The following is a 16,364-nucleotide window of genomic DNA, read 5'->3' on the forward strand; positions in this document are numbered from 1 at the left end:
GCAAGGAAAACACATATTTGACGTCAAACCGTCGTGGATCAGCCCCCGTCCGCCGTGCCGCCCGGATCTATGCCGAGCGTGTCGAGGCGTTTGCGCAGCGTATTGCGGTTGATCCCCATCGCGCGCGCCGCCCGCAATTGGTTGCCGCCATGGCGCGCCAGCATCGCCTCGATCAGCGGCCGTTCGACTTCGGCGATAATACGCTCATAGATCGTGCCGTCGTCGAGTCCGCGCGGATCTTCGCGCGCTATACGATCGAGGCGCGCTCGCACCGCTGAATCGAGATCTAGGGCGCCGACCGGCACTGCCGCCGACGGCATACCGATGACGCTACCCAGTTCGCCGGCGCCGATTACCTCGTCGCGACTCAGCACCGCCAGCCGCCGCATGATGTTTTCGAGCTCGCGGACATTGCCGGGCCAGTCATGTGCCTCGAGTGCGACGATCGCCGCCTCGTCGAGGCGCTTGCGCGGAAGGCCGTTCTCGGCGGCGCGGTCGAGGAAGTGACGCGCGAGCAGCGCAATGTCCTGACGCCGTTCGCGCAAGGCAGGAAGAGTAACCGGTACGACATTGAGACGATAGAATAAATCTTCGCGAAATTGCCCCGACTGGACCAGCGCGTTGAGGTCGCGGTTGGTCGCGGCGACGATGCGGACGTCGGCCCTTATCGTCCGCGCGCCACCCACCGTGGTGAACTCGCCCGATTGCAGCACCCTCAACAGCCGCGTTTGCGCCTCGAGCGGCATGTCGCCGATCTCGTCGAGGAACAGGGTACCCCCGGCGGCCTGCTCGAACCGACCGGCCGATCGCGCCTGCGCTCCGGTAAAGGCACCGCGTTCATGGCCGAACAATTCCGCCTCGATCAGCTCGCGCGGGATTGCCGCCATGTTGATCGCCAGGAACGGCGCATGCGCGCGCGGACCGAGATCATGGATGGCGCGCGCGACCAGCTCCTTGCCGGTCCCCGACTCGCCCGAGATCAACACGGTGAGGTCGTTCGAGATCACCCGCGCGATGACGCGATAGACGTCCTGCATCGCCGGGGAGCGACCGATCAACGGCAGCGCGCGATCGGCGTCTTCCAGCGCTTCGGCGGTGCCGCCACCCTGGCGAGCTAGGGCACCATCCACCGCGCGGGTCAGATCGTCCAGATCGAACGGCTTGGGCAGATAGTCATAAGCGCCGACCTCGGTCGCGCGCACCGCGGTCGTCAGCGTATTCTGCGCCGACAGCACGATCACGGGCAGCTGCGGATAGGCCTGGACTAACCCCGCCACCATATCGAGGCCATTGCCGTCGGGCAGGACGACGTCGCTCACCACGACATCGGGCATCGCGGCGCGCAATTCGCGGTTGAACTCGGCCAGGCTCGCAGTCGTGGTGACGCGGTGTCCGGCACGGCGCAGCGCGTGCGCGACCACGGTGCGGATCGCCGAATCGTCGTCGAGCACCAGGATATTGCCCGATCGGCTCCCCGGTCGACTCATTGCGCGCGCGCCAGCAGGATACGGAAGATGGTCATTTCAGGCGCCCCTTCGCGCGAATATTGCACGACGCCGCCCATATCGCGCACCAATTTGTCGACCAACGCGAGGCCGAGCCCCTGCCCTTCGGGCTTGCTCGACACGAACGGACTGAACAAATGGTCGGCGATGTCGGCGGGTGCGCCGGGGCCATTGTCGATCACGCATAATTCGATCGGCAGACCGCGGCGCGGCCGGCCGGGACCGGCATCGACCGCCAGGCCGTGGCGATAAGCGGTTGAGATCAGGATGCGCGGCTTCTTGACGTCATCGAGCGCTTCTGCCGCGTTTTTCAACAGGTTGATGACAATCTGCAGCAGCGCGTCATTATCGGCGAGGACTGGCGGTAGCGACGGATCAAAGCTCTCCTCGATGGTGATCTCGCGCGCGAAACCGGTCTGGGCGACGCGCCGAGCATGATCGAGCAGTGGGTAGATGTTGGTCGGCTGCGGATTGACCTGGCGCCCGGTGAAATCCTGCATCTTGTCGATCAATGCGGCGATGCGGTCTACCTCGGTGGTGATCAACGTGGTGAGTTCGGCGCCGGCGCCTTCCGCCGCAAGCAATTGCGCCGCGCCGCGAATGCCCGAGAGCGGGTTCTTGATCTCGTGGCCAAGCATCGCCGCCGCGCCGATCACTGCGCGCGCGCCGCCGCGTTCCGCCGATTGGCCGACCTTGCGCGTTCCGCTGGTGGCGTGGAGCGCGATCGCTCGCCATCCGTCATGGTCGGCGACCGGCGTCTCGTAATAATCGACGCGCAGCCGACCGGTGCGTTCGGTACCGATATCGAAGTCGAACGCCGACACCGCGCGCCCGTCTCCCGCGCCGGGCGGTGGCGTCAAGACATCGCCAAGCGGCAGGCCGCGCATGGCGCGTTCGGACTGGTTGAGCAGCAACTCGCATTCGCCATTGGCATTACGCACCAGTCCGTCGGGATCGACCACGAGGATGGCGATCGGCAGTCCGGCGAAAAGCTCGGCGAAATTGGGCGAGTCAGGCAGCGGCGCGGGCTCGCCAGGGCGCATAGAAATCAGCCAGCATCGCCTTGACGCGATTGGCGTCAGGTTCCTGGTTCACCTTGTTGCGGAACTCGGCCGAGCCGGGCAGGCCCTTGGTGTACCAACCGATATGCTTGCGCATCATGTTGACGCCGGTTTCGGTGCCATAATGGTCGAGCATATCGTCATAGTGCCCTGCAATGACGTTATATTGTTCGTCGATCGAGGGCTCTGCGACTGCCCGGCCCTGTTGCAGGTACGCCATCACCTGTGCCAGCAGCCATGGTTTGCCGTACGACCCGCGGCCGATCATCACGCCGTCGGCGCCCGACAGCTCCAGCGCCTTCACCGCGTCTTCCGACGAGCAGATGTCACCGTTGACGATCACCGGCACTTTGATCGCTTGCTTGACCGAGCGGACGAAGCTCCAATCAGCCTCGCCCTTGTACATCTGGTTGCGCGTGCGGCCGTGAACGGTGACCATCTGCACGCCGAGATCCTCCGCAATCCGTGCGAGTTCGGGGGCATTGAGGCTGGCATGATCCCAGCCCATCCGCATCTTGAGCGTAACGGGGACCTTCACCGCCTTGACACACGCCGCGACGATTGCGCTGGCAAGCTTGAGGTCGCGCATCAGCGCCGACCCGGCATCGCCATTGGTCACCTTGCGGACCGGGCAGCCCATATTGATGTCGACGATCGCCGCGCCCTTGTCTTCGGCGAGCTTGGCCGCCTCGCCCATCTCGAACGGCGTGCAGCCGACCAACTGCATCGAGACCGGCTCCTCGATCGCGTCCCACATCGCCTTCTGGATCGACTGGCGGGTTTCGCGGATCGCAGCCTGGCTGGCGATCATCTCGGTAACGTTGAGCCCCGAGCCGAAGCGCCGCACGAGCCGACGGAACGGCAGATCGCTCACGCCCGTCATGGGTGCGAGGATCACCGGGGTCTCGATCCGGACGGGACCGACCTGGATGGGCGCGAGCTTGGTCATGTGCTTAAAAATCGGGCAGCGCATAGCTCGGCGCGATGGCGCTGGCAAGGTCGCGCGGGCTGCGCTAGGCGCGCGGCCATGTCTGCCGAAACCATTGCCCTGATCGTTGCCGCCGGAAAAGGCGAGCGGATCGGCGGCGATACGCCCAAGCAATTCCTGCCGCTCGCCGGCCTGCCGCTGGTCGAGCATAGCCGGCGTGCGCTGGCCGCGCATCCGGGGATCGACCGAGTCGTCACGGTGGTCGCGGCCGGCAACGAGCCATTCGTCGAGGGGCAAACGGCAATCGGCGGCGCTACACGGCGCGAGTCAGTGCTGAACGGGCTGGAGGCTATCGGCGCCGCGAAACGCGTGTTGATCCACGATGCCGCGCGCCCGATCGTACCCGCTGCGGTGATCGACCGGCTGCTGACGGCTTTGGATGACGCCAAGGGCGCGGTCCCTACTCTTCCCGTCGCCGACACGATTGCGGGCAAAGGCGATAGTCTCGGCAACATCGTCAATCGTTCGGCGCTGGTGCGCGTGCAGACTCCGCAGGCGTTCGATTACGCCGCCATCCTGGCCGCACACCACGCCTGGCCGGTCGGCGAGGAAGCGACCGACGACGCGCAGATATTGCGCCGAGCGGGTCATAACGTCGCGATGGTCGCTGGCGACCCCCTGCTCGACAAGATCACCTATCCCGGCGACATCGCGCTCGCCGAGGCCCGGTTGGGAGCCACTATGCGCGTCAGGACCGCGACCGGATACGACGTCCACCGCCTCGTCGCCGGCGAGCGTTTGTGGCTGGGTGGCGTGCTGATCCCGCACGACAAGGGTTTGTCGGGGCATAGCGACGCCGATGTCGCGCTCCACGCGATCACCGATGCCGTGCTGGGCACGATCGCCGCGGGCGATATCGGCCAGCATTTCCCACCGAGCGATCCGCAGTGGAAAGGCGCCGAATCGGGGCAATTCCTCGAACACGCCGCGTCGCTGGTGGCGGCCAAGGGTGGCATGATCGATTTCGTCGATCTGACGATCATTTGCGAGGCCCCGAAGATCGGCCCATATCGTGACGCGATCCGCGATCGCGTCGCGGCGCTGTTGCGGGTGTCGCGCGAGCAGATTAGCGTCAAGGCGACGACGACCGAGCGGCTGGGGTTCACCGGCCGTGGCGAGGGGATTGCCGCACAGGCGGTGGTGACCATCAGGATCTAAGGGACAGGCAATGAAGATGTTGACGGGCGCGGCTATCGCGCTGTGGATGGGCATGACGGCGACGACCGCGCAGGCGACGGCCGAGGCGGCGCAGCCCTGCCTGACCGAGGCGGAGGCGCAATCACTGATCACCGCGGTGCTGCCGGACGTGTTCCAGCAGCTCGGCCGGACCTGCAGCACTGTACTGCCCGAGAACGCGACGCTGCGTGGCGGCCTGCCCCCGCTTGTCGCGCGCTACCAGGCGCCGGCGGATCTCGCCTGGCCGCAAGCGATGGCCGCGTTTGGCAAGATCGGGGGCAAGGATATGGCAGGGATCGATCCCAAATTGCTTCGTCCGATGATGGGGCCGATGATCGGAGGCGCGATTGCCCAGGACATCAAACCGCGGGATTGCCCGACGATCGACCGCGCGATTAACCTGATGTCGCCGCTGCCGCCCGCCAATACCGCCGGTCTGATCGTGCTGTTGGCGTCGGTCGCCGGCGGCAAGGATAAGAAGGACAGCCCGTTCTCGATCTGCCCGGCTGCTGCGGCGCCGGCAGCGATCCGCCCGTGAGCATCGACACCGTCCTGCCCGTCGAGCTCGTTACCCTGGCGCGCAAGGTCGTCGAGGCCAACAAGGCGCTCGGCCGCAAATTTGCGCTCGCGGAGAGCTGCACCGGGGGGTTGGTCGCCGCTGCGATCACCGAGATTCCCGGGTCGTCGGAAGTTCTGCTCGGCGGGTTCGTGACCTATTCGAACGAGTCGAAGGTGGATATGCTCCGCGTCAGCCATGACGTGCTCGACACGTTCGGCGCGGTGTCGATCGCGACCGCCTGGTCGATGGCGCAGGGCGCGCTGGAAGCGACCGACGCCGATCTCGCCGTGGCGATTACCGGCATTGCCGGGCCTGGCGGTGGCAGCGAGAAGAAACCGGTCGGCACCGTGGTGTTCGCGCGCGCCGAGCGCGACGCCGATCCGTCGGATGTCGTCGCCGACCGCAAGGATTTCGGCGATCTCGGCCGCGGCGGAGTCAGGCTTCAGGCGGCGCTGGTCGCGCTCGAATTGCTGATGCCGCGCGGATCGGACGTGCCCGCACCGTAGAGCTGGGCGGCGCGCATCTCGAACGCGCTGGTCATCCGGGTTAGCGCCGACGCGAAGACCTGCCCCGCGAGCATCTCGAACACCCGGTTCCTGAAGGCGAAGTCGACCGAGAAATCGACCTCACAGCCACCCGGCGCGGCGCGAAAATGCCAGTCGTTGCTGAGATATTTGAGCGGACCGTCGATATAATCGACATGGATCGTGGTCGGCCGCTCCTTCTTCACCTTCGACGTGAAGGTCTCGCGTAGCCCTTTGAACCCGACAATCAGGTCTGCGACCATCTCGGTCGGCGTATCGCTACGCAACCTGACCGCGCTGACCCAGGGCAGGAACTCCGCATAGCGACCGACATCGGCCACCAGGTCGAACATCTGTTCGGGTGTATAGGGAAGGAAGCGGGTTTCAGTGTGCCGCGGCATTAGCCTTATCCGTCATGCCAGCGTAAGCTGGCATCTTGAGCGGTGTCGGTCTCAATCGCCTGATACCAACGTCGGGTCGGATCGTCCCCCGGACGATCCTTGAGCATGCGGGGCATGCTCAACCCGACGTTCTTTCGCTGGGGCGACGGATGAGAGTTTCGCGTCGCGGTTCGCCTTCATCTTCGCGAAATCGTCGCCGGCATGGTAGCTCGACCGCGTCAGTGGCGACGAGGCGACCAGCAGAAACCCTTTGGCACGCGCGATCGCGGCATAAGCGTCGAACGCTTGGGGCGTGACGAAATCCATCACCTTGGTGTGGCGCGGCGTCGGCTGGAGATATTGCCCCATGGTCAGGAAATCGACATCGGCCGAGCGCATGTCGTCCATCACCTGGTGAACCTCGAGCCGCTCCTCGCCCAGTCCGAGCATGACGCCCGACTTGGTGAAGATCGACGGATCGAGCTTCTTGACCGACTCGAGCAGGCGCAACGACGCATAATAACGCGCGCCAGGGCGTATCGTCGGGTAGAGCCGCGGCACGGTTTCGAGATTATGATTGTAGACGTCCGGGCGTGCCGCGACGATCGCCTCGACCGCCGCTTCATGCTTGTTGCGGAAATCGGGCGTCAGGATCTCGATCGTCGTAGTCGGATTGGCCTTGCGGATCGCCTCGATTACCCGGACGAACTGCCTGGCGCCGCCATCGGGAAGGTCATCGCGATCGACCGAGGTCACCACGATATGCTGCAGCCCCATCTGCGCCGCCGCATCGGCGACGTTTTGCGGCTCCATCGGGTCGACGGCGCGCGGCATGCCCGTCTTGACGTTGCAAAAGGCGCAGGCGCGCGTGCAGGTGTCGCCCAGGATCATCACCGTGGCGTGCTTCTTCGACCAGCATTCGCCGATATTGGGGCAAGCCGCTTCCTCGCACACCGTCGTCAGGCTCTTCGCGCGCATCAGCGCACGCGTCTCGGCGAAACCAGCCGAGGTCGGCGCCTTGACGCGGATCCAGTCAGGCTTGCGCTGGCGCGGCTCGCGCGCGACGGAGGTGATCTCGTTCATAACCGCGCAGATAGCGATGCCGGCGCGCGCTTGCCACCCCCTCGTCATCTTGGCAAAGGCCGCGCATGGCCGACTTCGCAGACCTCATCACCGGATATCGTCGTTTTCGCCAGAACGGCTGGTCCCGCCAGCACGAGCGCTGGGCCCAATTGCGTGAGGCACAGAGCCCGCGCGTGATGATCATTGCCTGTTCGGACAGCCGAGTCGATCCGGCGCAGATTTTCGATGCCTCGCCCGGGGAAATCTTTTCGGTTCGCAACATCGCCAACCTCGTCCCGCCGTTCGAGCTCGGCGGCGGGCGCCACGGCGTGTCGGCCGCGCTCGAATTCGCGGTGACCCAATTGGAAGTCGAGGAAGTCGTCGTGCTCGGCCACGGCTCATGCGGCGGCGTCGCTGCCGCGTTGTCGAAGGCATTCGCGGGAGCTCCTCCCGGTGCAGGCGGCTTTATCGACCATTGGGTCGACATGCTGGATGAGGCGCGCGACCGCATCGTCGCGGAATACGGCACCGGACCCGAGGCGATCCGTGCGCTCGAGCTGGAAACGGTGCGAGTATCGCTGCGCAACCTGCGGACTTTCCCGTGCATTCCCGAGCGCGAGGCGGCAGGCACGCTCAAGCTGCGCGGCGCCTATTTCGCGATCGCCGACGGCGTGCTCCACGTCATGGACGACGAGGGCGATTTCGCCCCGGCCTGACCGGGCCTGACGCGACATTCCCGTTCAAATCTCCCCTCCCTGCAAGGGAGGGGATTAAGGGGTGGGTTGAGCCTCGGGCGAGGCTCGATGCCTCGTCCGATGCTGTTTTGCCGAGTGAAGTCTGAGTCTTTGTGGGCGCGCAGACGCGCGCACCCACCCCCAACCCTTCCCTGGAAGGGAGGGGAGTCATAATCCTGAGATCCGGCTGGCCTAAAGCCCTTCCCAGCCGACCCATTGCGCGTTGGACAGGCGCCGCGCGAGGTTCCAGGTCTGCTGCCGGATGTCAGGCACCGCGACGATTTCCCAGAAGGCGCCGCGCGTCATCGGACCAAGCGCATAGAGCCAGTCGTTGCTGGTGCCATCGGCAGCAATCGTTTGCGCGCGCGAATCGACGTCCAGACCGAGATGCGCAGGATCGGGCCTGATCACGCCGCGCTGCTGCAGCGTCGCGAGCAATGGCTCCGTCGTACGCGTGAGATCGCCTTGCGGGCCGGTGCAGTTGACGATGCGCTGGGCGGTCAGCGTTTCGGGCGAGTCGCTGCCGCGGCGACGCCAAGTCACGTCGATGCCGCCGGCATCCTCGATCGCCGACATCGTCTTGCCGGCAATGATCTCCAGCTGCCCGCGCGCCTGCATGGCGGCCAGGCGATCGGCGACGCTCGGCGCCAGGCGGTGGCGATGCACGTCCCACCAGGGGCGAAGGTGGCGGAGGAAACGCGCACGATCGGCATCGCTGCCATTCGCCCACATCGCCTGAGTATAAGGGCGCAACTCGTCGACCGCATTGCGCCATCCGATCGCATCGCCGCGCTCGCGGACCCTGCGGACCAGGTCGGACGGCGGTGCGACCGGACGCTCGGCGAGCTTGGCGACCATCGGGCCGGGCGAATCGTGGCGATGCGGCACCAGCCCGCGCCGCGACAGCGCGACGATCCGTCCCTTGAACCCACTTGAGTCGAGCAGCAGCGCGATGTCGACCATCGTCAGCCCGGTACCGATCAACAGCAGCGTGTCGTCGTCGCTGAGCCCGAGCGGCACGCTGCGATCCCAGGGATCGCTCTTGTAGCGCTCGTCCGACAGGCCGGCACCGGCAAAGCCAGGCGGATCGTGCGGCGGCAGGTTGCCGACCGCGAGCACCGCGGTGTCGGCGGCGATCGTCGCGCCATCGGCCAGCGAAACGCGCGCGCCGTCGCCCGATCGCACCACATCGGTGACATCGCCGTGCACGACCTTCAGACGGCCGCCGCAACTGGCCAGCGCCTTTGCCAGCAGGTCACGCAGATAGGCCCCATAAGTGACGCGCTGGACGAAGGTCGCGCCAGCGTCGCCCTCGCCCTTCTCCGCGAGCCAGCGGACGAAATGATCGGGATCGTCGGGCAGCGCGCTCATATTGGCGGCGCGCACGTTGAGTACATGGTCGGGATAGGCCGCACCGTAAGCCAGCCCCTCCCCCGGCACGGGCGCGCGTTCGATCAGCGTTGCGCTGGGACCGTCGTGGCGCAGCAGGTTGATCGCCTGCAATGTGCCCGAAAAGCCCGCGCCGACAATGGCGACGTGGCGGATCATGTCAGATCTCGTATTCGAGCTGCCAATCGGGCTCGGTAAAGGCCGGCGGCCGTTGCTGATAAGCGGGCTGACGCGACTTCATGCGCCCATAGAGCGCCTTGACGGTGTTACTCGCGGTGCGGGTGAACAGCGCCGGCACGATCCCATGGATCAGGCAGGCGCACCCGCCTCCGATCATTCGGATGCCGAAGCTGAACGCGGTCGCGGCATGCTCGGGATAGGATTCGCCGATGCTGCGGGGGTGGCTCAGGAAGATGCGGTCGAACATGCGCCATGGTAACGCCGACATGCCGCCGCGTGAACCGGGTGATTTCAGATCCCCAAAGCCTTGCGCGCCAGCTTCTCAAGTTCCGGGTCGAGCGGTGGCGGGTCCATCGGGACGTGCGCTTCCAGCCGGTCGGCAATGGCGTCGAGCGCGGCGATGCGTGCCGATTGCTTGTCATTGCCGTCAATCGCGATCCACGGTGCCCAGCGCGTGTCGGTGCGGCGGAACATCTCCGCCATCGCGTCGAGATAGTCGTCTCGCTTGTCGCGGTTGCGATAGTCCTCGGCGCCGGTCTTCCAGCGCTTCCAGGGATGTTCGAGCCGCGCCTTCAGCCGCTCGTCCTGTTCCTCCTGCGTCACATGGACGAACAGTTTGACGATCGTGGTGCCCGAATCGGATTGCTGCGCCTCGAACTCGTTGATCTCGTCATAGCCGCGGCGCCATTGCGCCTCGGTCGCGAAATTCTCGACCCGCTCGACCAGCACGCGGCCATACCAGGAGCGGTCAAACACGCCGATATTGCCGTCTCCGGGCAGGCGTCGCCAGAAACGCCAAAGGAAGTGGCGCGCCAGCTCCTCCGCGGTCGGTGCCTTGGTCGGCCAGACCTGGAAATTGCGCGGGTCCCATTCGGCGGTCAGGCGCTGGATGATCCCGCCTTTGCCCGCCGCGTCCCAGCCTTCGAGCAGCACGACCGCGCGGCGCTTGTGCAGGATGTGCGCGACCTGAATATGCGCCAGTCGCTTCTGCACCTTGGCGAGATCGTCGGCATAGTCGCCGGCATATTTCTCGCCTTTCTCGAAATCCTTGAGATCGATCGTCATGCGGCCGTTCTAGCCCCGCCGAACCGCCTCCGTCGAGCGGCGTTCAGGATGCGACGGCGAAACGCTCACGATGATGCCGGGGCCTCTCGATCTCGTCGGCCATGGCGATCGCATAATCGGCGAAGCTGATAAAGCTGTTGCCGTCCTTGTCGGTCAGCAGGTCGTCCTTGCCGGTGCGATACGTCCCCGTCCGCGGGCCAGTGTCGAACACCATGGCAGGTGAGAGAAACGTCCAATCGGGGCCGGCGCTGGCCTTGAGCGCATCGAGGAACGCGATCCCCGCCCCCGCCTCGGCACGATAAGCGTCGGGAAAATGGGGCGAGTCGAACAAGCGCTTGCCGTCGCCGGTCTTCAGGCCGGCCGCGCCGCCCACGACGAGGAAGCGCGGAACGCCCGACGCCGTGACGGCGGCGATCAGCGCCTGCGCGTCGGTATCGGCGAAGCGCATCGCGCTGACGACGGCATCCTGGCCCCGCAACGCGGCGGTCAACGCCGTCGAATCGCTCGCGTCGAGCGCCAGCGGCGTGACATGGTCGGCGGCGGGACCCGGTTTCCGCGAGATCGCCAGGACGTCATGGCCACGCCGCGCGAGTTCGGCGGCGATCTCCGACCCCGCCCTGCCCGTCGCTCCCAATATCGCGATCTTCATCGTCCGATCTCCGTCTATCCGGGCACGACCCTAGGAGAGGGACGCCGGCGCGGAAAGCGGGTGATCGGAAACGCTGGGTTGTCGCGCGCTCAGCCCGCCGCGGGATCCACCGCCTCGGTCACCGGCGAGGCCTTGGAGGCACTCGGCTGGTCGACCAGGCGGATGTTGAGTTCGCGCAACTGCTTCGCGGTGGCGAAATTGGGCGCGCCCATCATCAGATCCTCGGCCTTCTGCGTCATCGGGAAGACGATGACCTCGCGGATATTGGGCTCGTCGGCCAGCAGCATGACGATGCGGTCGACGCCCGGCGCCGACCCACCGTGCGGCGGCGCGCCGAACTTGAAGGCATTGATCATGCCGGCGAAATTGGTGTCGACATCCTGCTGGCTGTAGCCGGCGATCTCGAACGCCTTGTACATGATCTCGGGCCGGTGGTTCCGGATCGCGCCCGACGACAGCTCCACGCCGTTGCAGACGATGTCGTACTGGAACGCCAGGATATCGAGCGGATTCTTGGTTTCCAGCGCCTCCAGCTCACCCTGCGGCATCGAGAAGGGGTTGTGGCTGAAATCGACCTTCTTGGCGTCCTCGTCATATTCGAACATCGGAAAGTCGACGATCCAGCAGAATTCGAACCTTTTGTCGTCGATCAGCTCCAGCTGCTCAGCAACGCGGGTGCGCGCCAGGCCGGCGAGCTTGGCCGCCTGCGCTTCCTTGCCGGCGGCGAAGAACACGCCGTCGTCGGGGCCGAGCCCCAACGCCTCGGCGATCTTCGCCATGCCTTCCTCACCATGATTGTTGGCGATCGGCCCGCCGAACACGCCGCCCTTGCGGGTTGCATAGCCCAGGCCGGCAAAGCCTTCGCTTTGCGCCCAGCTATTCATGTCGTCGAAGAATTTGCGGCTCTTTTCCGCCGTACCGGGCGCCGGGATCGCGCGGACGACGTCGCCCGCCTCGACGATCGAAGCGAAGCGGCCGAAGCCCGAGCCCTTGAACAGTTCGGACACGTCGGTGATCAGGATCGGGTTGCGCAAATCGGGCTTGTCATTGCCGTATTTCAGCATCGATTCCTTGTACGGAATGCGCTTAAACGGCAGCGGGCTGACGGTGCGGCCCTTGCCCTGCCAGTCGGCGAATTCCTCGAACACGCCGTGCAGCACCGGCTCGATCGCGGCGAACACGTCGTCCTGGGTGACGTAGCTCATCTCGAAATCGAGCTGGTAGAACTCGCCCGGGCTGCGGTCGGCGCGCGCATCCTCGTCGCGGAAGCACGGCGCGATCTGGAAATAGCGGTCGAAGCCGGCGACCATCAGCAGCTGCTTGAACATCTGCGGCGCCTGGGGAAGCGCGTAGAATTTGCCCGGATGGACGCGGCTCGGGACCAGATAGTCGCGTGCGCCTTCCGGGCTCGAAGCCGTCAGGATCGGCGTCTGGAACTCGGTGAAGCCCTGATCGATCATTCGGCGGCGGAGCGACGAGATGACGTGGCTGCGCAGCATGATGTTGGCGTGCAGCCGCTCGCGCCGCAAATCGAGGAAGCGGTAACGCAGGCGAATATCCTCGGGATAGTCGGCCTCACCGGCGACCGGCATCGGCAGTTCGGCAGCCGCCGACTGAATCGTCACGGCGCGCGCGAATACTTCGATCTCGCCGGTCGCCAGGTTCGGATTGGCGGTGCCCTCGGCACGCGCCTTGACCACGCCGTCGATCGTCACGACCGATTCCGCGCGCAGCGCTTCCAGGATCGGCAAGGCCGGCGAATCGCTATCGGCGACCACCTGGGTGATGCCGTAATGGTCGCGCAGATCGACGAACAGTACGCCGCCATGGTCGCGCTTGCGGTGCACCCAGCCCGACAGGCGGACGTCCTGGCCGACATTGGCGGCAGTCAGTGCGGCGCAATTGTGCGTACGATAGGCGTGCATGTGTAATTCTCTGACTACGTCGCCCCAGCGAAAACTGGGGTCTCAGGCCACGAGCGAAACGGTTGTGGCACGAGATCCCAGCTTTCGCTGGGATGACGGTTGATGGAAAGCCGCGCGCATTCCCTTCACACAGGCCTTTGTCAAGCGCGCGAGCCTCGCTATGGGGTTAAGATGCATATCCATGGCCTGATCGAGGATAACGCCGCCCTCGCCAATCTCTGCGCGCGAATCTCTCAATCGAACTTCGTCTGCGTCGACACCGAATTCATGCGCGAAAGCACGTTCTGGCCGGAGCTTTGCCTGATCCAGATCGCCGACGCCAACGAGGCGGCGGCGATCGATCCGATGACTCCGGGCATCGACCTCAAGCCCCTGCTCGACCTGCTGGTCGACAATGAGGATGTACTCAAGGTGTTCCATGCCGGCGGGCAGGATATCGAAATCATCTATAATCTCACCGCCAAGACGCCGCATCCGTTGTTCGACACGCAGATTGCGGCGATGGCGCTCGGGCAAGGCGAGCAGATCGGCTATTCCAACCTGGTCGACAGCTGGCTGGGGATTCAGGTCGACAAGGGCGCGCGGTTCACCGACTGGGGGCGCCGCCCGCTCGAGGAACGCCAGATCGTCTATGCGATCGCCGACGTGACGCATCTCGCGGAAATCTTCCCGCGGATGCTCGACAAATTGCGCAAGACTGGGCGTGGCGCCTGGCTTGATCAGGAAATGGAGCGGCTGGCCGATCCGGCCAATTACGCCAACGATCCCGATCTTGCCTGGAAGCGCGTGCGCATCGCCGGCCGCAAGCCCGACGTGCTCGGCCGGTTGAAGGCGCTGGCGCGCTGGCGCGAGATGGAGGCGCGGGGCAAGAACTTGCCGCGCGGTCGCATCGTCAAGGATGAGACGCTCGCCGACCTCGCCAGCCATCCTCCGCGTAAACAGGCTGATCTGGCACGCGTGCGCGGGCTATCCGCGACCTGGGCGGGCAATGATATCGGCGCGCGGCTGATGGCGGCGCTCGACGATGCCAAGCCGATGACCAATGACGAAATGCCGCCGCGCGACGACCGCAAGCCCGGCCTCGGCAAGGAAGGGTCGCTGGTCGCCGACCTGCTCAAATTGCTGCTCAAGATCCGCTCGCGCGATATCGATGTCGCATCCCGGCTGCTCGCGCGGTCGGAGGAACTGGAGGCGCTGGCAGCCGGGCAACGCGACGGGCTGTCGATCCTGACGGGCTGGCGCTACGATCAGTTCGGTCGCGATGCGCTCGATTTGGTCGAAGGCCGGTTGGCGTTCGCGGTCAAGAACGGCAAGCTTCGCATGACCCGGACGGAGGATGCGCAATGAAGAAGAGCCTGATCGTCGCTTTTGCCCTCACCATGTTCGTCGTGGCTGCGTGCGCGCCGGTCGCACCGCTGCCCGGCGTGCCGACTGGCGAATGTTCGGCCAAGGGTCTGGGAAATCTGGTCGGGCACATCGCTACACCCTCGTTAGTCAACCGCGCCAAGCGGCGGTCGGGCGCATCGGTTACACGCGTGCTGCGACCGGGCCAAATGGTGACGATGGAATATCTGAACGGTCGTCTCAACGTCAATGTCGACGAGAAGAACCGGGTAAAGAGTTTCAGCTGCGGCTGAGTTTGCCCTCTCCCGCTTGCGGGTGCGCCGGGTCGGTCATGCCCCCGGCATGACCTGAACAGCGCGGGGCGCTGTTCACCCGGTGCAGGTTAGGTGAGGGTCTTCTTTCTTCTTCCAGGCGGTTGGAGCCAAAAAAGAAGAAAGAAGACCCTCACCTTCCCACCGCTTCGCGGCGGGCCCCTCCCTCTCCCGCAAGCGGGCGAGGGAATTAAGGTCGCGAGCAGGTGGCTGCCGCCGCCCGTATGACTACCGGAACGGCGCGTCGATCGAGACAGGCGGTTCGCTGAACCATTTCGGCCCGGTGTCGGTCATATGGAAGCAATCCTCCAGCCGCACGCCGAACTTGCCCGGAATGTAGATGCCAGGTTCGTTGGAGAAGCACATGCCCGGCGCGAGCGGGGTCGTTTCGCCGCGCACCAGATTGACAGGCTCGTGCCCGTCGAGGCCGATGCCATGGCCCGTGCGATGCGAACAGCCGGGAAGCTTGTAGCCCGGGCCGTAGCCGAAACTCTCGTAGAGCTTGCGGATCGCGACATCGACACTGCCCGCCGGCACGCCGAGCCGCGCTGCGGCGAGCGCGGTCTGCTGGCCCTGATGGACCTGGTCCCAGACCAGGCGCTGCTCCTTACTGGCCGCCCCGTAGACGAAGGTGCGCGAGACGTCGGATTGATAGCCCTGCACGGTACAGCCGCAATCCATCAGCACGATCTGGCCGGCATCGACCTTGTGCACCGCTTGCGTGCCATGCGGATAGGCCGCGGCCTCGCCGATCAGCACCAGGCTGAACTCCGGGCTGCCGCCCAGCTTGCGCGTCGCGGCGTCCATGACCGCGCCGATGTCGCGCCCGGTCATGCCCTTTTCGACGCGCGTATAGGTCCAGCGATAGGCCGCGATCGTCACATCGGTAGCCAGCTGCATCAGGGCGAGTTCGGCCGGCGTTTTGATCATCCGGCAGCCGCGAACGACCGGGTTGGCCGAGACGATCTTCGCGCCGGGCATGGCGTGCGCGAGCATGTCCGGGATGAAGAAGCGGACGGTTTCCTCGATTCCCACCGGTCGCGCCGCGAGCTTGCGGTCCTTGAGGAAGCCCGCGACCACCTTGAGCGGATCCTCGTCCTCCTGCCACACCCGCACCTCGGCCGGAATCGCGAGTGTCTCGCGCATCCGGGGTTCCTCGAAATAAGGCGAGACGATGCACGGCTCACCTTCGACCGGCAGCACGGCGAGCAAGGCGCGCTCGCTGCGACCCCAGCGGATGCCGGTGAAATAGAGCAAGGACGATCCCGGCTCGATCAATACCGCGCCGATGCCGTGTTGCTTCATCAGCGCCTGTGCGCGGTCGAGCCGGCGACGGCGTTCGTCGGCGCCGATCGGCACCGCGCCCATCGTCATGTCCTGCAACTCGGACAGATCGGGCTCGGCAGCGCGGGCCGCAGCTGAGACGAACAAGGGAGCGGCGGCAGCCGCAGCGAGTACCGCGCGGCGGCCGGGTAAAAAGTGGGAATTGGGCATGGCTGTAACGATAGGGTT

At 65.5% G+C, this 16,364-nt stretch carries 17 protein-coding genes; 6 read left to right on the forward strand and 11 right to left on the reverse strand.

Features of this window, described 5'->3' with window-relative positions; genetic code table 11:
- Window positions 1-38: 38 nt before the first annotated feature.
- Genes ntrC through dusB form a run of 3 tightly spaced genes read right to left on the reverse strand, consistent with a single transcriptional unit; the run spans window position 39 to window position 3,515 of the window.
- Window positions 39-1,487, reverse strand: coding sequence for a nitrogen regulation protein NR(I) (gene ntrC, locus AC1DSD_RS11425; protein ID WP_478030137.1), 1,449 nt, complete (start codon window positions 1,485-1,487; stop codon window positions 39-41).
- Window positions 1,484-2,548 carry a two-component system sensor histidine kinase NtrB gene (locus AC1DSD_RS11430; RefSeq protein ID WP_478030138.1) on the reverse strand — a complete coding sequence of 355 codons (1,065 nt, stop codon included), beginning with the start codon at window positions 2,546-2,548 and terminating at the stop codon, window positions 1,484-1,486. The genes ntrC and AC1DSD_RS11430 overlap by 4 nt, the downstream gene beginning before the upstream one ends.
- Window positions 2,517-3,515 (reverse strand): tRNA dihydrouridine synthase DusB, encoded by a 999-nt coding sequence (gene dusB / locus AC1DSD_RS11435; protein ID WP_478030139.1) that lies wholly within the window; start codon window positions 3,513-3,515, stop codon window positions 2,517-2,519. The genes AC1DSD_RS11430 and dusB overlap by 32 nt, the downstream gene beginning before the upstream one ends.
- A 78-nt stretch (window positions 3,516-3,593) precedes the next feature.
- Between dusB and AC1DSD_RS11440 the strand changes: the two genes are divergently transcribed.
- From AC1DSD_RS11440 to AC1DSD_RS11450, 3 genes are read left to right on the forward strand one after another with little or no spacing between them, the layout of a single operon-like run.
- Entirely contained in the window at window positions 3,594-4,712 is a 1,119-nt protein-coding gene (locus tag AC1DSD_RS11440; RefSeq protein ID WP_478030140.1) for a bifunctional 2-C-methyl-D-erythritol 4-phosphate cytidylyltransferase/2-C-methyl-D-erythritol 2,4-cyclodiphosphate synthase, read from the forward strand.
- 10 nt (window positions 4,713-4,722) lie between these two features.
- On the forward strand, window positions 4,723-5,268 hold the full coding sequence (locus AC1DSD_RS11445; RefSeq protein WP_478030141.1) for a hypothetical protein: 546 nt from the start codon (window positions 4,723-4,725) through the stop codon (window positions 5,266-5,268).
- A complete protein-coding gene (locus tag AC1DSD_RS11450; RefSeq protein WP_478030142.1) occupies window positions 5,265-5,795 on the forward strand; it encodes a CinA family protein in 531 nt (176 codons plus the stop codon). Before AC1DSD_RS11445 ends, AC1DSD_RS11450 begins: the two co-directional genes overlap by 4 nt.
- Here the strand turns inward: AC1DSD_RS11450 and AC1DSD_RS11455 are convergent.
- Window positions 5,732-6,214 carry a type II toxin-antitoxin system RatA family toxin gene (locus AC1DSD_RS11455; protein WP_478030143.1) on the reverse strand — a complete coding sequence of 161 codons (483 nt, stop codon included), beginning with the start codon at window positions 6,212-6,214 and terminating at the stop codon, window positions 5,732-5,734. The genes AC1DSD_RS11450 and AC1DSD_RS11455 overlap by 64 nt on opposite strands.
- A 51-nt stretch (window positions 6,215-6,265) precedes the next feature.
- The gene (gene lipA / locus AC1DSD_RS11460; protein WP_478030144.1) at window positions 6,266-7,276 is read right to left on the reverse strand and encodes a lipoyl synthase; all 1,011 of its coding nucleotides are present in this window, start codon (window positions 7,274-7,276) and stop codon (window positions 6,266-6,268) included.
- Between the two features lie 65 nt (window positions 7,277-7,341).
- On the opposite strand from lipA, the gene AC1DSD_RS11465 reads away from it, so the two are divergent.
- Window positions 7,342-7,971, forward strand: coding sequence for a carbonic anhydrase (locus AC1DSD_RS11465; RefSeq protein ID WP_478030145.1), 630 nt, complete (start codon window positions 7,342-7,344; stop codon window positions 7,969-7,971).
- A 210-nt stretch (window positions 7,972-8,181) separates the two neighbouring features.
- Here AC1DSD_RS11465 and AC1DSD_RS11470 read toward each other — a convergent pair whose 3' ends face one another.
- From AC1DSD_RS11470 to aspS, 5 genes are all read right to left on the reverse strand, one after another.
- A complete protein-coding gene (locus AC1DSD_RS11470; RefSeq protein ID WP_478030146.1) occupies window positions 8,182-9,537 on the reverse strand; it encodes an FAD/NAD(P)-binding protein in 1,356 nt (451 codons plus the stop codon).
- 1 nt (window position 9,538) lies between these two features.
- Window positions 9,539-9,826 carry a DUF6356 family protein gene (locus tag AC1DSD_RS11475; protein ID WP_478030147.1) on the reverse strand — a complete coding sequence of 96 codons (288 nt, stop codon included), beginning with the start codon at window positions 9,824-9,826 and terminating at the stop codon, window positions 9,539-9,541.
- Window positions 9,827-9,849: 23 nt separating this feature from the next.
- Window positions 9,850-10,623 (reverse strand): polyphosphate kinase 2 family protein, encoded by a 774-nt coding sequence (locus tag AC1DSD_RS11480; protein WP_478030148.1) that lies wholly within the window; start codon window positions 10,621-10,623, stop codon window positions 9,850-9,852.
- A 43-nt stretch (window positions 10,624-10,666) separates the two neighbouring features.
- Complete coding sequence (locus tag AC1DSD_RS11485; RefSeq protein WP_478030149.1) at window positions 10,667-11,272, reverse strand: NAD(P)-dependent oxidoreductase; 606 nt, start codon at window positions 11,270-11,272, stop codon at window positions 10,667-10,669.
- 89 nt (window positions 11,273-11,361) lie between these two features.
- Entirely contained in the window at window positions 11,362-13,197 is a 1,836-nt protein-coding gene (gene aspS / locus AC1DSD_RS11490; RefSeq protein WP_478030150.1) for an aspartate--tRNA ligase, read from the reverse strand.
- Window positions 13,198-13,368: 171 nt separating this feature from the next.
- On the opposite strand from aspS, the gene rnd reads away from it, so the two are divergent.
- Window positions 13,369-14,544 (forward strand): ribonuclease D, encoded by a 1,176-nt coding sequence (gene rnd / locus AC1DSD_RS11495; RefSeq protein ID WP_478030151.1) that lies wholly within the window; start codon window positions 13,369-13,371, stop codon window positions 14,542-14,544.
- Window positions 14,541-14,834 carry an I78 family peptidase inhibitor gene (locus tag AC1DSD_RS11500; RefSeq protein WP_478030152.1) on the forward strand — a complete coding sequence of 98 codons (294 nt, stop codon included), beginning with the start codon at window positions 14,541-14,543 and terminating at the stop codon, window positions 14,832-14,834. Before rnd ends, AC1DSD_RS11500 begins: the two co-directional genes overlap by 4 nt.
- A gap of 246 nt (window positions 14,835-15,080) precedes the next feature.
- Here the strand turns inward: AC1DSD_RS11500 and AC1DSD_RS11505 are convergent, their stop codons facing one another.
- Window positions 15,081-16,346 carry a M24 family metallopeptidase gene (locus AC1DSD_RS11505; RefSeq protein WP_478030153.1) on the reverse strand — a complete coding sequence of 422 codons (1,266 nt, stop codon included), beginning with the start codon at window positions 16,344-16,346 and terminating at the stop codon, window positions 15,081-15,083.
- Window positions 16,347-16,364 lie beyond the last annotated feature (18 nt).

The sequence above is a fragment of the Sphingomonas sp. P4_D12 genome, from assembly GCF_056401895.1.

What these genes read in the sequence shown, in the direction of transcription:
- lipA (WP_478030144.1), bottom strand. Translation starts at nt 7,276, where the DNA reads ATGAACGAGATCACCTCCGTCGCGCGCGAGCCGCGCCAGCGCAAGCCT.
- AC1DSD_RS11445 (WP_478030141.1), top strand. Translation starts at nt 4,723, where the DNA reads ATGAAGATGTTGACGGGCGCGGCTATCGCGCTGTGGATGGGCATGACG.
- AC1DSD_RS11500 (WP_478030152.1), top strand. Translation starts at nt 14,541, where the DNA reads ATGAAGAAGAGCCTGATCGTCGCTTTTGCCCTCACCATGTTCGTCGTG.
- AC1DSD_RS11475 (WP_478030147.1), bottom strand. Translation starts at nt 9,826, where the DNA reads ATGTCGGCGTTACCATGGCGCATGTTCGACCGCATCTTCCTGAGCCAC.
- AC1DSD_RS11430 (WP_478030138.1), bottom strand. Translation starts at nt 2,548, where the DNA reads ATGCGCCCTGGCGAGCCCGCGCCGCTGCCTGACTCGCCCAATTTCGCC.
- AC1DSD_RS11480 (WP_478030148.1), bottom strand. Translation starts at nt 10,623, where the DNA reads ATGACGATCGATCTCAAGGATTTCGAGAAAGGCGAGAAATATGCCGGC.
- aspS (WP_478030150.1), bottom strand. Translation starts at nt 13,197, where the DNA reads ATGCACGCCTATCGTACGCACAATTGCGCCGCACTGACTGCCGCCAAT.
- rnd (WP_478030151.1), top strand. Translation starts at nt 13,369, where the DNA reads ATGCATATCCATGGCCTGATCGAGGATAACGCCGCCCTCGCCAATCTC.
- dusB (WP_478030139.1), bottom strand. Translation starts at nt 3,515, where the DNA reads ATGACCAAGCTCGCGCCCATCCAGGTCGGTCCCGTCCGGATCGAGACC.
- ntrC (WP_478030137.1), bottom strand. Translation starts at nt 1,487, where the DNA reads ATGAGTCGACCGGGGAGCCGATCGGGCAATATCCTGGTGCTCGACGAC.
- AC1DSD_RS11470 (WP_478030146.1), bottom strand. Translation starts at nt 9,537, where the DNA reads ATGATCCGCCACGTCGCCATTGTCGGCGCGGGCTTTTCGGGCACATTG.
- AC1DSD_RS11440 (WP_478030140.1), top strand. Translation starts at nt 3,594, where the DNA reads ATGTCTGCCGAAACCATTGCCCTGATCGTTGCCGCCGGAAAAGGCGAG.
- AC1DSD_RS11485 (WP_478030149.1), bottom strand. Translation starts at nt 11,272, where the DNA reads ATGAAGATCGCGATATTGGGAGCGACGGGCAGGGCGGGGTCGGAGATC.
- AC1DSD_RS11465 (WP_478030145.1), top strand. Translation starts at nt 7,342, where the DNA reads ATGGCCGACTTCGCAGACCTCATCACCGGATATCGTCGTTTTCGCCAG.
- AC1DSD_RS11455 (WP_478030143.1), bottom strand. Translation starts at nt 6,214, where the DNA reads ATGCCGCGGCACACTGAAACCCGCTTCCTTCCCTATACACCCGAACAG.
- AC1DSD_RS11505 (WP_478030153.1), bottom strand. Translation starts at nt 16,346, where the DNA reads ATGCCCAATTCCCACTTTTTACCCGGCCGCCGCGCGGTACTCGCTGCG.